Annotated in this window: 15 protein-coding genes, 2 tRNA genes and 1 pseudogene; 10 read left to right on the top strand and 8 right to left on the bottom strand. The window is 67.5% G+C overall.

Translation table 11 applies throughout. The features are described from left to right. A pseudogene (locus ACIA75_RS33870) lies at positions 1 to 373 on the bottom strand (hypothetical protein); the annotation flags it as partial. Between the two features lie 26 nt (positions 374 to 399). Here ACIA75_RS33870 and ACIA75_RS33865 point away from each other — a divergent pair. The 7 genes from ACIA75_RS33865 (at position 400) to ACIA75_RS33835 (ending at position 7,877) form a co-directional block, all read left to right on the top strand. Further along, positions 400 to 1,674, top strand: coding sequence for a hypothetical protein (locus ACIA75_RS33865; protein WP_397111148.1), 1,275 nt, complete (start codon positions 400 to 402; stop codon positions 1,672 to 1,674). A 31-nt stretch (positions 1,675 to 1,705) separates the two neighbouring features. After that, complete coding sequence (locus ACIA75_RS33860) at positions 1,706 to 2,026, top strand: hypothetical protein (RefSeq protein ID WP_397111147.1); 321 nt, start codon at positions 1,706 to 1,708, stop codon at positions 2,024 to 2,026. Between the two features lie 142 nt (positions 2,027 to 2,168). After that, positions 2,169 to 2,645, top strand: a complete 477-nt coding sequence (locus ACIA75_RS33855; RefSeq protein ID WP_397111146.1) for a YbaB/EbfC family nucleoid-associated protein — start codon at positions 2,169 to 2,171, stop codon at positions 2,643 to 2,645. A 91-nt stretch (positions 2,646 to 2,736) separates the two neighbouring features. Then, entirely contained in the window at positions 2,737 to 5,391 is a 2,655-nt protein-coding gene (locus ACIA75_RS33850) for a hypothetical protein (protein ID WP_397111145.1), read from the top strand. Then, the gene (locus ACIA75_RS33845) at positions 5,388 to 6,194 is read left to right on the top strand and encodes an ESX secretion-associated protein EspG (RefSeq protein ID WP_397111144.1); all 807 of its coding nucleotides are present in this window, start codon (positions 5,388 to 5,390) and stop codon (positions 6,192 to 6,194) included. Before ACIA75_RS33850 ends, ACIA75_RS33845 begins: the two co-directional genes overlap by 4 nt. Then, positions 6,191 to 6,988: an ESX secretion-associated protein EspG gene (locus tag ACIA75_RS33840; protein ID WP_397111143.1), complete on the top strand. Its 798-nt coding sequence runs from the start codon at positions 6,191 to 6,193 to the stop codon at positions 6,986 to 6,988. Before ACIA75_RS33845 ends, ACIA75_RS33840 begins: the two co-directional genes overlap by 4 nt. 112 nt (positions 6,989 to 7,100) lie before the next feature. Then, a complete protein-coding gene (locus tag ACIA75_RS33835) occupies positions 7,101 to 7,877 on the top strand; it encodes an enoyl-CoA hydratase (protein ID WP_397111142.1) in 777 nt (258 codons plus the stop codon). A 24-nt stretch (positions 7,878 to 7,901) separates the two neighbouring features. On the opposite strand, the gene ACIA75_RS33830 is transcribed toward ACIA75_RS33835, so the two are convergent. Both ACIA75_RS33830 and ACIA75_RS33825 read right to left on the bottom strand, forming a co-directional pair. Next, positions 7,902 to 8,948 (bottom strand): hypothetical protein, encoded by a 1,047-nt coding sequence (locus ACIA75_RS33830; protein WP_397111141.1) that lies wholly within the window; start codon positions 8,946 to 8,948, stop codon positions 7,902 to 7,904. Positions 8,949 to 9,125: 177 nt separating this feature from the next. Then, the gene (locus ACIA75_RS33825; protein ID WP_397111140.1) at positions 9,126 to 9,668 is read right to left on the bottom strand and encodes a MarR family winged helix-turn-helix transcriptional regulator; all 543 of its coding nucleotides are present in this window, start codon (positions 9,666 to 9,668) and stop codon (positions 9,126 to 9,128) included. Between the two features lie 308 nt (positions 9,669 to 9,976). On the opposite strand from ACIA75_RS33825, the gene ACIA75_RS33820 reads away from it, so the two are divergent. Continuing rightward, a tRNA-Cys gene (locus ACIA75_RS33820) sits at positions 9,977 to 10,048 on the top strand. Between the two features lie 45 nt (positions 10,049 to 10,093). On the opposite strand, the gene ACIA75_RS33815 is transcribed toward ACIA75_RS33820, so the two are convergent. Next, on the bottom strand, positions 10,094 to 10,369 hold the full coding sequence (locus ACIA75_RS33815) for a hypothetical protein (protein WP_397111139.1): 276 nt from the start codon (positions 10,367 to 10,369) through the stop codon (positions 10,094 to 10,096). On the opposite strand from ACIA75_RS33815, the gene ACIA75_RS33810 reads away from it, so the two are divergent. Next, positions 10,364 to 11,245, top strand: a complete 882-nt coding sequence (locus ACIA75_RS33810) for a hypothetical protein (RefSeq protein WP_397111138.1) — start codon at positions 10,364 to 10,366, stop codon at positions 11,243 to 11,245. The genes ACIA75_RS33815 and ACIA75_RS33810 overlap by 6 nt on opposite strands. A 17-nt stretch (positions 11,246 to 11,262) precedes the next feature. Here the strand turns inward: ACIA75_RS33810 and ACIA75_RS33805 are convergent, their stop codons facing one another. The 4 genes from ACIA75_RS33805 to ACIA75_RS33790 form a co-directional block, all read right to left on the bottom strand. Then, entirely contained in the window at positions 11,263 to 11,955 is a 693-nt protein-coding gene (locus ACIA75_RS33805) for a hypothetical protein (protein ID WP_397111137.1), read from the bottom strand. Positions 11,956 to 12,074: 119 nt separating this feature from the next. Further along, positions 12,075 to 12,147: transfer RNA gene (locus ACIA75_RS33800), tRNA-Arg, on the bottom strand. A 94-nt stretch (positions 12,148 to 12,241) separates the two neighbouring features. Further along, positions 12,242 to 12,961 (bottom strand): DUF305 domain-containing protein, encoded by a 720-nt coding sequence (locus ACIA75_RS33795; protein WP_397111136.1) that lies wholly within the window; start codon positions 12,959 to 12,961, stop codon positions 12,242 to 12,244. Further along, positions 12,961 to 13,926 carry a DUF3105 domain-containing protein gene (locus ACIA75_RS33790; protein ID WP_397111135.1) on the bottom strand — a complete coding sequence of 322 codons (966 nt, stop codon included), beginning with the start codon at positions 13,924 to 13,926 and terminating at the stop codon, positions 12,961 to 12,963. The genes ACIA75_RS33795 and ACIA75_RS33790 overlap by 1 nt, the downstream gene beginning before the upstream one ends. A 92-nt stretch (positions 13,927 to 14,018) precedes the next feature. Between ACIA75_RS33790 and argS the strand changes: the two genes are divergently transcribed. Further along, on the top strand, positions 14,019 to 15,677 hold the full coding sequence (gene argS / locus ACIA75_RS33785; protein ID WP_397111134.1) for an arginine--tRNA ligase: 1,659 nt from the start codon (positions 14,019 to 14,021) through the stop codon (positions 15,675 to 15,677). Positions 15,678 to 15,687 lie beyond the last annotated feature (10 nt).

Below are 15,687 nucleotides of genomic sequence, written 5' to 3'. Positions count from 1 at the left end.
GTGCCGCCGTCGCGGTCGGGGTCGGTGGATGCTGCAGGGGCGTCGCGGCCGCCGTCGCGAACGGGTGAGGATGCGCCGTTGCCGCCGGATCCGGCGGTGCGGCCGGAGAGTGCGCCGTTGCCGCCGGATCCGGCGGTGCGGCCGGAGAGTGCGCCGTTGCCGCCCGATCCGGCGGTGCGGCCGGAGGAGCGGGTACCTCCGCCTCCACCGCATTCGGCTCCGCCTCCGCCTCCGTCGCATTCACCCCCGCCTCCGCCCCCGCCTCCACCGCATTCGCCTCCGCCCCCGCCGCCTTCACCACCACCGGGCCCGGACCCGAATGGTTCGCCTCCGGGGCGGCTGCTGCGGCGTGATCGGGATGGGCAGATCGCACACCAGCGCTGGCTGCGTGAGCAGGTGGTGCGGCTGCAGGAGCACGAGGCAGAGGTGCGGGAGCAGACGCAGCGGCAGGAGCGGCTCGACCTGCTGCAGTCGATGCGGGAGCACCAGCAGCAGCAATCGTCGGGGCAGCGGGAGCTGCGGCGGCAAGAAGGCCTGCTGGAGCTGATGCGGCAACATGTGGACCGGGAGCAACAGCAGGTCGACCTGCTGCGATCGCTGCATCAGCAGCACGCGCCGGCGCCGGAGCGGGCACAGGTGCGGGAGCAGCTGGATCGGCAGCAGGAGCAGCTGGACAGGCACCGGGAGGAGCTGAACCTGCACCGGGACCACGTGGACCGGCTGCGGCGCGAACTGGAGCGCGAGAGATGGCTGGAGCAGCAGCTGGATGTGTTGCGGGAGGCCGGCCACGCACCGGCCGCGGAGCGCCCGGCGATGGAGCGGCACGCCGATCGGCTACAGCACGAGCTGGATCAGATCCGGCAGCAGCAGTTCGACCGGATGCCGCCGGCGCATCAGCAGGCCGAGCGACAGGCCTGGCAGGACCAGCAGCAGATGCAGGCCGCGATCAACGACCTGCGGGCCGAGCTGGACCGGACGCTGCAGCAGCAGTGGGCCAGGGTGCCGGCGGGGCAGCTGACGGACGATAGGTCCCGGCCGCCGCAGATGTGGCAAGTCCTGGGAGTGCAGCAGAATTCGGCGGCGCACTATCAGGCTGCGCGTGCCTGGTTCGCCGAGAACCGGGATCACCACTTCATCGGTGAGGGCAAGGATGTGCGCGGTAAACCACGGCCGCAGCGCTGGCCGATGCGGGTGCCCTATCCGATCGACGAGTTCCGGGCGCCGGACGTTCCCGGAGAAGACTGGCTGCCCCCAGGTGCCGTGCCGCCGGGAGGCGACCCGGATGATCAGCCGCCGGACAGCGGGCCGTCGGAGCCTCCCGTTATCCATCCCGACGCTGTCGTCGACCCCGGCGCGACCGTCGGCGCGGGCGCACAGGTGGAGGCAGGGGCGCGGGTCGGCAAGGACGCCTCGGTCGGAGAAGGTGCCGTTCTGCGAGCCGGTGCGGTGGTGGAGCCGGGCGCCGCGATCGGTGACGGGGCCGACATCGGTCCGGGCGTGGTCGTGCACGAGGGCGCCGTGGTGGGTAAAGGGGCGATTGTGCACGAAGGAGCGGTGATCTTGCCCGGTGCGGTGGTGCCGGACGGCGCCGTGGTGGAGGCGGGGCAAGTAGTAAGCGGTGGCGCAGATCTGGGCAACGGGTCCTCGGTCGATGTACCGTTCACATTGAAATGATCTGGCAGTAGCCGGAAGTGAGGAGAAGGCCATGGCGGACCGTGTAGAGGTCAATCCGGACCAGTTGGAGACGGCCGCGAATCTCACTGAGGATCTCGCCGGTCAGGTACTCGGTATCGGCAAACGGCTCCGGGAGCGGCTCAACGGCATCGAGGACGAATCGACCAAGCAGCCCTGGGGCGACGATTCCATGGGCGAGAAGTTCATCAACGGCCAGAACAACGACGGGTACGGCGCCTCGAAACCGAACCTGCTGGACGGGGTCGACGGGATCGGTGGCACCTTCGAATCCTTCGCTGTCGGTCAGCGCGACGGTGTCAACCAGTTGCGCTCGATGGACGGCCAGTTCTGAGACCGGCCCCGTGACGGGCATTGCACCGAATTTCCTTGTGCGATACCGGTTATTAATAATTTTGCGCTGTAATCCCGGGGGTGTGGTCTTCGCGGAATCGCACCCCACTCCCGGACCGGAAGGACTGAGGTAGCACACCGTGGTGAACGAACGCCTGCAGGAAGATATGGCGACCATGCTCTCCGGCTTGACCCACCAGATGCGTGGTATAGCGGAAGTGCAGAAGAAGCGTTCCCTGCTCACCGCTACGGTTCTCGCCGAGGAGAAGCGGATAGAGGTGACGGTGAATGCCGACGGTGTGCTCATCGACACCAAGTTCGCCGACGATATTCTCGACCTCACCATGGACGAGATCGCCGCGGCCATCACCAAGGCGGTGCAAGACGCGGCGGCCGAGGTGCAGCAGAAGGCCCGGGAACTGATGGACCCACTGCTGGCGCACCGGAACTCGATGCCGAAGCTGTCCGAGATGGTCGAGGGGGCCCCCGATCTAGGCGGTCTGATTCCCCAGCCGCCGCCGACGCCCACAATGTCGCCGGACTCACCGGACTGGCCGGGCAACCGGCCGGATGAACCGGACGACGCGGGACCCCATTCGGTGGTCGCGGACCGGGATTGACAATCCGCGCGCGGTGACCGAGCCCGGGTCGCTGCGCAGTGTACGGCCGGTACGGGCGATGCTGCACTTCCGATAGGCAAGGTGAACTCATATGCCCCTCGATCCGGCGATCGTCACGGGTCTGACGAATCAGGTGACCGGCGGCACCCTGCAATTCGTACCGGCCGACGCATTGAAGAGCGCGCAAGCCGCGGCGGATCTGTACGACGACCTGCTGGGTATGGCGGATGCCGTGGGGCAGGTGGGATTGAACAACCTGGCGCCGTTCGGCACCCTCAACTCCGGCCGGGAGCTGGCCACGGTGTTCAGCAAGAAGGCGACCCGGCTCAGTACCGTCCTCACCGAACACGCCACGATCGTGCGGGAATTGGGCGATTTGTTCGTTGCCGCCGGCAAGGCCTACGAGAACGCCGAAACGAATTCCGCGGGCACCTTCAAGAGTCTCACCGATCTGACGTTTCCGACCACGCCGCAGTCGTACAAGCCCAGCACCGACGGAACCGACCTGGTGGGTGACGGCAAGCCGAAAGGAATCGCCGACTGGACCGGCACCTACGGTGATATCAAGGAAACCGAATTCCCCTCTACGATCAAGGATTTCCCGAACAAGGATCCGGGATCCGTGGTGACCGTGGAGGCCAAGGATTCGGTGACCTTCCAGGAGATGTACGACCTCGGCCAGGCCATTCAAGCCCAGCCGGTGATGGACAGCGCGGCCACCTGGAAGTCTTTCGGCAACGATCTCGATACCAAATTGTCCAAGTTCGTGGGTGATGTCGCGGCGTTGAACCGGTCCTGGGTCGGCACGGGATCGCAGGCCGCGGCCAATGCGGTCACCGCGTACCAGGAGAATATGGACCCGTTGTTCACCTCGATACTCCAGGTGAGCAAACTCCTGGAGTACACGGCGAATTGGCTGCACGAAACCAAAAAGGTCATGCCGCCGAATACGGATTCCAAGGACGGCTGCAACGACCTGACCGATGACTACCGCGACGCCCTCGACAAGACCTACCTCAAGGGCATGAAGAACACCGCGGAAAGTATGCCGCTGCTGGACGGCCCCGTTACCAAGGACGCCGGAAGCGGCAAGGGCGACGGCAGCGGTACAGGTACAGGCACTGGTACGGGCACCGGAACCGGTACAGGCACCGGCACGGGCACCGGAACCGGTACGGGGACGGGCACCGGTACGGGGACGGGCACGGGCACCGGTACGGGGACGGGCACCGGAACCGGTACAGGAACGGGGACTGGTACAGGAACGGGGACAGGCAGCTACAACGACGGGTACGAGGACGGCTACGAACAGGGCTACGAGGACGCGCAGAACCAGCTGGGTGGTGGTGGCTCGGGCTACGGATCCGGTTCGGGTTCGGATTACAGCTCGGGCGGCGGATCCGGGTCGGGTGGGCCGTCCGGTGGTGGGGTGGGCTCCGGGTCCGGCGGATCCGGCTCGTCCGGAGTGGGCAACGCTCCCAAGGCCGGCCTCGGATCCGGCGGGTCGTCCGGTGGTGGGCCGTCGTCGTCGATCCCCAACTTGTCCGCGGGCCAGTCGAGCCCGACCGGATCCTCCGGAAAATCCGGCGGCGGCAGTTCGCCGAGCGGCGGGGGTAGTTCCCCGGGTGGGGGCGGCTCCGGGCAGCAGATTCCTTCGGTACCCGAGATTCCCTCGGCCGAGGATTTCATGGGCGATTCGTCCGGGTCGGGTTCCGGCGGCAACAGCAGCAGCCTCGGACCCGGCTCCAGTGATTACGGTTCCTCCGGCGGCAGCGGGTCCGGGTCCTCCGGTTCCAGTGATTACGGTTCCTCCGGCGGTAGCGGTTCCGGTTCCGGTTCGGGTTCCGACAGTGAGATGCCGGAGAACCCCACGGCCGCCGATATCCTGAGCAAGCTCACCGGTATTCCGGAGTCCCAGCTGCCCGAGTCGCTCAAGAACCGGAAGATCACCGCGTCGGACGGTTCGGGCGAACCCAGCCTGGCGGATGCGTTGTCGCAGCTCACCGGTATCCCGCTGGACGAGATGCCGGAGGAGTTGAAGAACACCCCGCTGTCGTCTCTCTACGACGAGAATTCGCCGTACGGACAGGCGGATACGCTGTTCGGCGACGGTTCGGCGGTCAAGGATCTGCTCGGATCGGATTCCGGCAACTCCAGCGGGTCGGGCAGCGGCGGCGGTTCCGGTGACTCGAGCACCAGCGGCGGCGGCTCCAGCGCGAGCGGGCAGGATCCGCTCGGCATCCTGTCGAACCTGCTCACCCAGGGTATTCAGGCATTCACCCAGATGGGCAGCGGGCTGCCCGGCATGGACGAGCTGGCCCGGATGCTCGATCCCGCCCAGCTGCAACAGCATGTGCAGGGGCTGCTGGATCCGGCCCGCGAGCAGCTGGATTCGCTGGCCGGTGCGCTGGGTGGTGGCGGCGCGGGCGCCGGTGGTGGTGGTGCCGGCGTTCCCACGGCCGCGAACACCCCGCCGCTGTCGCCCTACCCGGAGCCGCAGAGTTCGCAACTGTTCCCGCGGGCCGCGCTGGCGGGACCCGGGATGGAGACCGCCGGCTACCAGGCACCGTCGGGTTCGTCGCAGCCGATGGGCGGGGCGCCGATGGGCGGCGCACCCGGTGCGGGCGCCGGCAACCAGGGTGGCCAGAACAACGACTACAAACCGCCGAAGTACCTGCAGGGCCGGGACAACCTGGATGACGCCTGGGATGTCCCGGATCGGGTGAAACCGGTGATCGAGCCGTGAACCGTCGCTGGGAGCTCACCGACCTGGAGTTCAAGGTGCTGTGCGAGAAGCACGGCCAGCCCCGGCTTCCGCATCCGTTCACCTACACCAGCCGGATCCGGCTGGAGGACGACTACGAGATCGCGAAGTCGAATGCTCGCGCACGGCTGGCGCGCCGTGCAGACACCGACCTCGACGAACTCGGCAAGGCACTGGACAAGCCGGACGTCTACATCGTCGCGCAGTCCTGGGTGGACAGCGATTTCGGGAGCCCGGCCGACCGAACCCGGATGCTCGCGGTGCGCTGTGGGGCCCGGGGCTATCTGATCTCGCAGCGGCCGGGGGAAACGCTGTCACACAGCGCGGGTTTCGATATCACCGCGTGTTATCCGGAGGCGCTGAGCGAGGTCGTGCTCGCCGGTACGCCGCACGCGGAGTACGGCCGGTTGCCGGATATCCCGGTCCAGGTGAATTCGTCGCCGTACGACGGTGACGCCGGGTTCGTATCGAGCAGTTCCATGGTGTCGGACAACGACGAACCCGAGGACGACGATTCCTACCGCGCCAAAGCCTTTTTCGAAACTCCGGCTTCCCGGACCGGGTACATCCGGGTGCATCAGGGACGCTCGAAATTCGGCCCGCGGGGACGGATCGATATGGGCGTGTTCTGGCGCGATCTGCCGGGCGACGGCCGCTACGTGATACCGATGAATCATCCCGCACCGGTGGCGACGGGGGCGGGCACCGAAGAGATGATCAAATGGGTCGATGAGCAGGTCGCCTTCGTGATGTCGCGACTGGAATGGAACTGGGAGGACGAGTGACGGCCGAGCGGCCTTCCGCGACGGGGGCGGTGGCCGACGAATCGGCGGCCGGACACCGCTGGCTGTTCACCGATATCGAATTCAAGGTCCTGTGTGACGATTTCCGGCGCGGAAAGCTGCCGAAACCGTTCACTTTCACCAGCCGGATCCGGTCGGCGGCGGACTATGCCGTGGCGCGGGAGCATGCGCGCCGGGCGTTGCGTGCTCGGTCGGATTCCGCCTTCGAGCAGATGATCGGCGCGGTGTCGCGACCGGATGTGATCGTGGTGGCACGAGGCTGGGACGAGCGCGACCCGGGGGCGCCGGAAGCGCGTACCCATGTGCACGCGGTTCGGCAGGGGGCGCGTGGCTATGTCATCCAGCAGCGGATCGGGGAAACCGTCCAGCACAGCAGGGGTTTCGACGTCTTCGAGTGCCCGGTGCCCGAATTGGCGGCCGCCGTGGTCCGGTTGCTGCCGGCCGCGGGAGCGGGCGGGCAGCCCGAATTCATCGTGGAGCCTGCCCCGGAGTCACCGGTGAACGGTGATACGGCGACCGCACGCAGCCAGGCGTTCTTCGCCACTCCCGCGAACGGCACCGGCTACCTGCGGGTGCTGCAGAGCCGGTTGCATTTCCGATTGCCCGGGATCGTCCAGACCTCCGCGGTCTGGCGGGATCTTCCGGGGGACGGCCGGTACCTGATCGTCGCGGACGGGTCGCGGTCGACGGTCACCGGGATGGATCGCGGGCAGCTGGCCGGCTGGATCGACGGCTGGGTCACCGATATCGTGCGCCGGCTGGAAACCGCTGAATGATCGCCGGTGGCCCCGGCCTGCCGAGTCGCAAGCGTCACCGCCGGTCCGCCGCGCCGGGCCCGAGCGGTATCGTCACCGATATTCGTAACCGTTTCGACGAAGAGGATGTGCTGTGACCGACTTCGAGACGATTCTGCTGGAGCGTAAGGACAAGGTCGGCCTCATCACGCTGAACCGGCCCAAGGCGTTGAACGCGCTCAATGCGCAGGTCCTCGACGATGTGCTCGCGGCGCTCGACGAACTCGAACGTGACGACGAGATCGGGGCGGTGGTGATCACCGGTTCCGAGCGGGCCTTCGCCGCCGGGGCGGATATCAAGGAGATGCAGCCCAAGTCCTATATGGACATGTTCATGGACGACTATTTCGCCCGGTGGGAGCGGCTGGCCCAGTTCCGCAAGCCCACCATCGCGGCGGTCGGTGGCTACGCCCTGGGCGGCGGCTGCGAACTCGCCATGATCTGCGACATCCTGATCGCCGCGGATACCGCCAAGTTCGGGCAACCGGAGATCAAACTCGGCGTGATCCCCGGTATCGGCGGTTCGCAGCGGCTGACCCGCGCGATCGGTAAGGCCAAGGCCATGGACCTGGTGCTCACCGGCCGGAACATGGACGTCGAGGAAGCCGAACGTGCCGGGCTGGTCTCCCGGATCGTGCCGGCCGCCGAACTGGTCGATACCGCGCTCGAGGTCGGCGCTACCATCGCGTCGATGTCGCTGCCGGTGGCCATGATCGCCAAGGAGGCCGTGAACCGCTCCTTCGAGACCACGTTGAGCGAGGGCCTGCGGTTCGAGCGGCGCGTATTCCACTCGTTGTTCGCGACCGCGGACCAGAAGGAAGGTATGGCGGCGTTCGTCGACAAGCGGGCCGCCGAGTTCACCAACCGCTGACTCGCCGGCGCGGCCCGGGCCCGTTCATGGCTCGGGCGGGGCGTCGAGAATATCGGTGGGCACGAAGTGGCTGCGGGCCGGATGCGCCGTACCGTTCTGTGCGGTGAGCAGGCCGGCCACGGTCGCGCCGAGGCCGAGGGTCACCGCCGCTGCCGCGTACACCTTGCGGCGTCCGACGACCGGCGGGGCCAGCGGCACCACTTGGCCGCCGGCGCGGATATGGGCGGTACGGGTACCGGCCGCGGGCCGCTGGGCCGCGAACAGCAGCGCGCCGCGCGCCGACACGTACTCCGGTTCCCGGTCGCAGACCAGGGGGAGTTCGAGCAGATCGGCGAGGCGGGCGCGAAGTGCGGGGTTGCGGGCGCAGCCGCCCAGTAGCGCGATCGTTTCCGCCGGCACCTCGGAATGGTCACTGACCCGCCGGACCAGCGTGGCCGCCATCGCCAGCGGTTCTGTGCACAGTTCGGCGAGATCACTGCGGGTTATCACCGCGCGTTTCGCGGTGGCCGGGTCTGCGGCGGTGACCACACGGGCGCTGCTCAGGGCTTCCCGGTACCGGCCGGCCGCTGCCTCGTCGGTGAGGACCCCGGCCCGGTCCAGCCATTCGCACAGCAGTTCGTTGTAGATATCGCCACCGAGACCGGGCCAGTTGCTCGCGGCGAGCACGGTATCGGTGCGGCAGTCCACCTGGGTGAGGGTGAGGCCGGAGGAACCCAGATCGAACAGCATCACCGAACCGGATGACGGAAGTTGCTCGGTGAACCGGAGATATCGCACCTGGGCCAGGGGTTCGTCCACCAGGGTGATCCGGCCGGTGCCGAGGGCGTCGCCGACCTGTTCGGCCTGTGCATGGTCCTGGCAGGTCACCGCGGTGCCGGTGATGAACTCGTCGCGTTGCCGGGCCGCGGTGTGCATCCGCCGGACCGCGGTGAGTACCGGTTCGATGAACGAGGTCCGTGCCGGACGCGGAATATGACACCGGTCGATCGGCGGCAGGTGTGGTTGATCGGAATGGGTGAGTACGGCGCGAGCTCCGGAGGAGCCCACCGATACCCCGAGCACCAGCACCATAAACATATGGTGCGCCGTGGTGGCAGTGTTGCCAAGCCGAATCACCGAAAAATTTGCTGACCGGGTGCCTGCCCGTTATCGGTTTGCTGCCTATCGGGAGTATGCGGCCGACCGGTATGTTCCGGGATCGTTATTTGCCGGGAACGCCGGTCGCTCACCGGCTGCGATGTCCGGCGGTCAGGGTTCGTTCCAGCGGGCCGGTTCCTCGCCGGTATCGAAGTCACCCGCGGTGTGCCGGAATTCGGTCAGTAATTGCAGCAGTGTCCGCAACCGGTCGGGCGGGAGCTCAGGCCTGGCGAAGACCCGGTCGTTGAGATATCCGGTCGCTTCGGCGACGAGCGACCTTCCGGTGTCGGTGATTTCGATCAGCGTGGCGCGCCGGTCGTTCGGGTGGGGAACCCGGTTCACCAACCCCGCGGCCTCGAGCCGGTCCACCGAATTGGTGACGCTGGTCGGATGCACCTGTAACCGCGCACTGGCCACCGCCATCGGCAGTGCACCGGTGGTGCTGAAGTTCAGCAGTTGCAGCAGTTCGTAGCGCGAGAAGGTCAGACCCGTGGGGCGCAGGGCTTCGTCCACGCGGGCCATGACGATCTGCTGGGCGCGCACCAGCGACGTCACGGCCGCCATCCCGTCGGCGACCGCACCCCAGCCGTGGCCGACCCATTGCCGATGGGCCTCCTGGATCGGGTCGAGCGGTAGCGGCCGGGGGCGAGACATGTGTTCGATCATCGCACGGCGCCGCGGAAGGCAGCCGACCGTTCGGGCGTCGGCGGGCGGCTCCACAGTCCTCACCGGTACCGATCGCCCGCAGAACTCCGCCCGAGCGGCAGATAGGTGTGCACGCCCGAGGCGAAGTGCGTCCGCACCGCGGCACAGCCCGCAGCCGGGCCCGGATGCACCACGACCGGTACCGCGGCGCCGGTGCGGCGCGGCCCTGCTGCCGGTGCCGGCGTCGCGGCGATTGCGATCGCCGCGATCCGAACCCTGGTACCCGGCCCCGTACCGGGTGATGATCAGCCGGTCACGCGGGCGTGGCTGAGTGGTTGAGGCAACGGTCTGCAAAGCCGTTCACGCGGGTTCGATTCCCGCCGCTCGCTCAATGGTCAGGGACGTTTTTTTGGAGGTCGGCGCCGGAATTTGCCTCATGCGGTCTGCAGTTGGTCCGCAGCAGCTCTGGCACCGGCCTCCATCCCCGCCGCAGCGGTGTCCGGGTCATCGGGGAACAGGTGGCCATACAGATCGAGCGTGAGCGTGGCGGTTTCTTGGCCTGGCATCCGCTGAACCGCCTCGATGTTCGCGACGGCACCGATCGCGAGCGTTGCCGCCGTATGTCCGATACAGTCGGCGGCGGTATTGATCGCCTTGTCGCAGCGGTGGTCCGCGTGCCGACCCGGAATCGCCGGAAGTTCCCTGTGCACCTGCCCGATATATCGAACCGGTCCGAGAAGTTCGCCGTCACCATCGCGCCGCCGGCGGCATACCAGCATCGGGAGGTGTTCCGCGAGGTCGCCGAAACGGTCCATATCGCGCTGGTGCGGCTGGGCTTCGACAGCGTCCTGTCGGACGATCTGGGTCTGCCCGGCCGGAGTCATATCGTTTTCGGCAGCAATACGCTCTCGTGGTGGAACCTCGAGGTTCCCGGTGATGCCGTGCTGTTCAATCTGGAGCAGATCTCACCCGGGTCGGAATGGGTTACCGCGGAACTGCTCTCGCTGTTCCGCGGCCATCCGGTGTGGGATTACAGCCTTCGCAATATCGCCGCGCTGGCCGACCTCGGCGTGCCGGACGTCCAGCACGTCCCGATCGGTCATGTTCCCGAGCTGGAACGGATTCCGGCCGCCGCCGAGCAGGATATCGATGTGCTCGTCGTCGGCTCGCTCAATGAGCGCCGGATGGCTCCGATCGAAGAACTGCGCCGGCTCGGGCTGAACGCACAAGCGCATTTCGGTGTGTACGGGCCGGCCCGGGACGCCCTCTACGCGCGCGCGAAAATCGTGCTGAACACGCATATCTACGACGCCAAGATATTCGAGATCGTCCGGGTTTCGTATCTGCTGGCGAACGGGGTGTTCGTGGTCTCCGAGACCTGCGCCGATACCGAGGAATCCGGCCGGTATGCCGCCGCGGTCGCCTTCACCGACTACGACGATCTCGTTCCCACCTGCCTGCGCTACCTCGGTGACCCCGCCCGGCGACTGGCCCGGATCGAGGCCGGCCGCACCATCATGCGTGCACGGCCGGCCACCGAATACCTGGCGTCCGCCGTGACGGGATTACTCGCGGCGCGGTCGTGAACTCCGCCGCGGGCGGGTTATCCGGCTTCGGTACCGGTCGACGAGCAGACCCGCCACTCGCCGTCCTCCTTCACCAGATCCTCGTCCGAACTGTCGTCCGTCTGGTCGTCGGAGTCGCCGGGCATCGAGAGGGTGAACTTCCCGGTGAGCTCGGCCGTGGCTCGATCGCCGGTGACGACGATATTGTCCACCGAGGTGATCTCGACGGCGAATTCGAGCTTCTCGGCCTCGGCCTTGTCCGATTCCGGCATGGCCGCGAAATCGTCGCGGTCGGCCTTGCAGGCCAGCTGGCTGGCGGCCTCGAAACCGTCGTCGGTCAAGGTGCCGTAGAACTCCCGGAGCGCGGACTCGACCTGCTGCTCATCCGACGCCAGCGGTGTCTTGCCTTGCACGGTCAGCACCACCACGGCCGATACCGCGCCGATGACGACGAGTACCGCCACCACCGCGCCGATGATCAGTCCCGTCCGGCGCTTGCGAGGTTGTGGTGGCATACCTGGGTGGGGCGGGTAGCCGGGCTGGTTCTGATAGCCCGCTTGGGGCGGGTAGCCGGGGGGTGGGTAGCCGGGGGGTGGGTAGCCGGGCCGGCCCTGATAGCCGGGTTGGGGCGAACCGCCCTGCGGTCCGGGACCTGGCTGCGGGCCGCCGGGTTGCTGTCCGTACGGCGGTTGCTGCCCGTACGGCGGGGGGCCGGCCGGTGGCTGAGTCAAGGCAATCTCCGTTCCCCCGGGTGCGATCGCCCCCCAGGATGTCACCCGAAGACTACGACACACCTCACACAAAAATGGCCCCCGACCAGAACCCAGCTGGTCGGGGGCCATTCCTTCGGTGCCCTCGGCAGGAATCGAACCTGCGGCCTTCTGCTCCGGAGGCAGACGCTCTATCCCCTGAGCTACGAGGGCGGGGATCCACCCGAGCGGGCCGGAAGTCCGGTCGATCGGGCGGACCACAGCGTAACGCATGACCTCCGGTGCGGCCAAAACGCGTGGTGACGGCTCAGTTGAAGGGCAGCGGTTCGGCTCCGCGGGCGGCGAGCATTGTGGTCATCAGCCGGGACTCGCCCTCCTGCGCGGGCAGCATCTGGCCGGCCAGCGTCCGGATCTCGGTGGTTTCCGCGTGTTCGATGCCGTATTCGAGCATCGGGACCCCGCCCTGATGATGCCGCAGCATCAGCTGGAGGAACAGCGTGTCCAGCTCCGGACCTTTCGCGGCGCGGAGTTTCCGCAGATCGTCGGTACTGGCCATACCCGGCATGGTGGCCATTCCCGCGGTGCCGTGGTCGTGTCCGTGACCGGAGTGTTCATCCTGTGGCATCCAGGCCATGTACCCGCCGGTGGCGCGGGCCGGGGCATCCCACATCTGCAACCAGCCCTGCATCCGCCCGATCTGGCTCTGCTGGGTGGTCAGGATGTCGTAGGCCAGCCGCCGGACCTCGGTATCGCTGGTACCGGTGAGTGCGATCCCGGACATCTCCACGGCTTGCGCGTGATGCGCAGACATATCCTGCGCGAATCCGATATCGACCGGGCCGGCGGAGACGTCGCTGTCGGCGGTATCCGGTGCCAGCAGTATCCCTGCCCCGAACCCGGCGACGAGCAGGGCGATCGCGCCGATGATCAGCAGCGGGACGCGTTGCGCGCGCAGCTGGGCGCGCAACCCCGCCGGGCGCGGGGTGGACTCGGCCGGGCTCTCCTCGGCAGCGCCCTCTGCCGGCATTACTGCCCGGCTCCCGGCGCGGGCTGTTGTTCCGGCAGGGTGCCCGGCATCCCTGGGACCGCCGGGATGCCGCCGGGCAGGCCGCCACCGGGCAGGCCGCCGGGGAGACCGGCCGGTGCCCCGCCCAGCTCGCTCTGATCGGGCTGCAGGCCGGCGCCGTCCATCGGCACCGCGTCGGCGCCGGGTTCGCTGGGATCGTAGGGCGGCGGGTTCTGGGTATCGAACCCGGAGGTGGAGCAGCTGGCGCCGACCTCGGGGTAGGCGAAGGAATTCAGCCGCAGGGCGGTGATGAACTGGCCGATGCGTTCGTCGTCGGCGTTCGGGACCGCCAGCTGATGACCCCAGGATTGCAGCGAGACGGGGGCTTCCTGGTCGGGATGCGGCGACAGGAGCATGTACTGCTCACCGTCGACCCATGCCTTCAGCGTGTCGATGCCGTCTTCGTCGACCTTGCCGGGGTTGTAGCTGATCCAGACCGCTCCGTGCTCCAGCGAGTGCACCGCGTTCTCCTCACGGAGCGGCTTCTCGTAGACGGCGCCCATGCAGTCGGCCCAGGAGGCGTCGTGCGGACCGCCGAACGGTGGTGTCTGGTCGTAGGCCACCCGCTGGGTCGCGTCGACGTGCAGGCCCGCGGGGTATTCGTGTTTCACGACGCCCTGGATCTGCGCGGAGGGGTCCTGGTTCTGCTCGGTCGGGGCGAACTTCTGCCCGAAGGAATCCCGCAGCTGCCGGACCTGTTCCTGGCGTTCGCGCAGTGCGGCCTCCGCCTGGTATTTCGGGACCAGGCTCACGGCGAGCGCCCCGACCAGGGCCACGAGGAGCACGACCGCGCCGACGGTCAGCCACGGGACTCGCTGGAGAAAGGGTGGTTTGTTCCTGTTCTTACCGCCGCCCGCTCGGGCGGGTGCGACTTTGCCCGCCGCCTTGACGGCTTTCGCCGATTTGGCGCTGGTCCTGTTCGGCATACCGGTCCTAGCTCTTTCCCACGTGATGAACAGTGCATGGCTGCGGTGCCCACTCGCGGCGCGCACCCACTCGGACCATAGGATAGAGACTCGTGACTCCAGCCGACCTTGCAGATCTCCTTCACGCGACGGCCGCGAAGGTACTCGCCGAACGCGGTCTGGACGCTTCGGTCCTGCCCGAGCAGGTGGATGTGGAGCGTCCGCGCAATCCGGAACACGGTGATTACAGCACCAATGTGGCGATGCGTGTCGCGAAGAAAGCGGGTGCGAATCCGCGGGAACTGGCGGGCTGGCTGGCCGCGGCGCTGAGCGGTACCGACGCGGTCGCTTCGGCGGAAGTGGCGGGTCCCGGTTTTCTGAATATCCGGCTCGCCGCGTCGGCGCAGGGCGCGATCCTGGACCAGGTGCTGTCGGCCGGTGTGAATTACGGCACGGCCGAGACCCTGTCCGGTACCACGATCAATCTCGAATTCGTTTCCGCCAATCCGACCGGTCCGGTGCATCTCGGCGGGACGCGCTGGGCGGCGGTCGGTGACGCGCTGGGCCGTATTCTCGCCGCGCAGGGCGCCGACGTCACCCGCGAGTACTATTTCAACGATCACGGCGGGCAGATCACCCGGTTCGCCGAATCGCTGGTGGCGGCCGCGACCGGCGCGCCGACCCCGGAGAACGGGTACGCCGGCGCCTATATCGCCGAAATCGCGGACCAGATCGTGACCGCCCATCCCGGCGTGCTCGAACTCGACCCCGCGCAGCGGCTGGAACTCTTCCGCGCCGAGGGCGTGGAATTGATGTTCGCCCATATCAAGAAGACGCTGCACGAATTCGGCACCGATTTCGATGTGTATTTCAACGAGAGTTCACTGTTCGCCTCGGGCGCGGTGGAACGCGCGGTCGAAACACTGAAGAATTCCGGCGACCTGTACTCCAAGGACGGGGCCTGGTGGATCGCCAGTTCCGAATACGGCGACGATCAGGACCGGGTGGTCATCAAAAGCGACGGCCATGCCGCCTATATCGCCGGTGATATCGCCTACCTGCAGGACAAGCGGTCACGCGGTTTCGATCTGTGCATCTATATGCTCGGCGCGGACCATCACGGTTATATCGGCCGGTTGAAGGCCGCCGCCGCGGCGTTCGGCGACGATCCCGACAGTGTCGAGGTGCTCATCGGCCAGATGGTGAACCTGCTGCGGGACGGCGTCGCGGTGCGGATGAGCAAACGCGCCGGCACCGTGGTCACACTGGACGATCTGGTCGAGGCGATCGGCGTGGACGCCGCCCGGTACTCGCTGGTGCGCAGCTCGGTGAATTCCAGTATCGATATCGACCTGGATCTGTGGACTAAACAGGACAGCGTCAATCCCGTCTATTACGTGCAGTACGCGCACGCCCGTGCCGCGTCGATCGCCCGTAATGCCGCGGAGTTCGAATACGACACCGTGACACCGGATTTCGCCTTGCTCGACTCCGAATTCGAGGGTGCGCTCATCCGGACACTCGGCGAGTTCCCCCGGGTGGTGGCGAGCGCGGCCACCCTGCGGGAACCGCACCGTATCGCGCGCTATCTGGAGGAGCTGGCCGGCGCCTATCACCCGTTCCAGACCAACAAGGCGCTGCGCGTGCTGCCCCTGGGCGACGAGCCCGTGAGCCCGGTCAATGCCGCCCGGCTCGTCCTGGTCAATGCCACCCGGCAGGTGCTCGCCAACGGGCTGGGCCTGCTCGGCGTCACCGCACCGGAGCGGATGTGACCACCACCCA

The sequence above is a fragment of the Nocardia sp. NPDC051750 genome (genome assembly GCF_044453135.1).
Classification (GTDB): domain Bacteria; phylum Actinomycetota; class Actinomycetes; order Mycobacteriales; family Mycobacteriaceae; genus Nocardia.
Note: the sequence above shows the minus strand (reverse complement) of the source record. Positions and strands in the feature narration are given on the sequence as shown.

Excerpts from the sequence above, each read along its gene's own strand:
- ACIA75_RS33830 (WP_397111141.1), bottom strand. The coding sequence starts at position 8,948 with ATGGTGCTGGTGCTCGGGGTATCGGTGGGCTCCTCCGGAGCTCGCGCC.
- ACIA75_RS33795 (WP_397111136.1), bottom strand. The coding sequence starts at position 12,961 with ATGCCGGCAGAGGGCGCTGCCGAGGAGAGCCCGGCCGAGTCCACCCCG.
- ACIA75_RS33790 (WP_397111135.1), bottom strand. The coding sequence starts at position 13,926 with ATGCCGAACAGGACCAGCGCCAAATCGGCGAAAGCCGTCAAGGCGGCG.
- ACIA75_RS33850 (WP_397111145.1), top strand. The coding sequence starts at position 2,737 with ATGCCCCTCGATCCGGCGATCGTCACGGGTCTGACGAATCAGGTGACC.
- ACIA75_RS33860 (WP_397111147.1), top strand. The coding sequence starts at position 1,706 with ATGGCGGACCGTGTAGAGGTCAATCCGGACCAGTTGGAGACGGCCGCG.
- ACIA75_RS33825 (WP_397111140.1), bottom strand. The coding sequence starts at position 9,668 with ATGTCTCGCCCCCGGCCGCTACCGCTCGACCCGATCCAGGAGGCCCAT.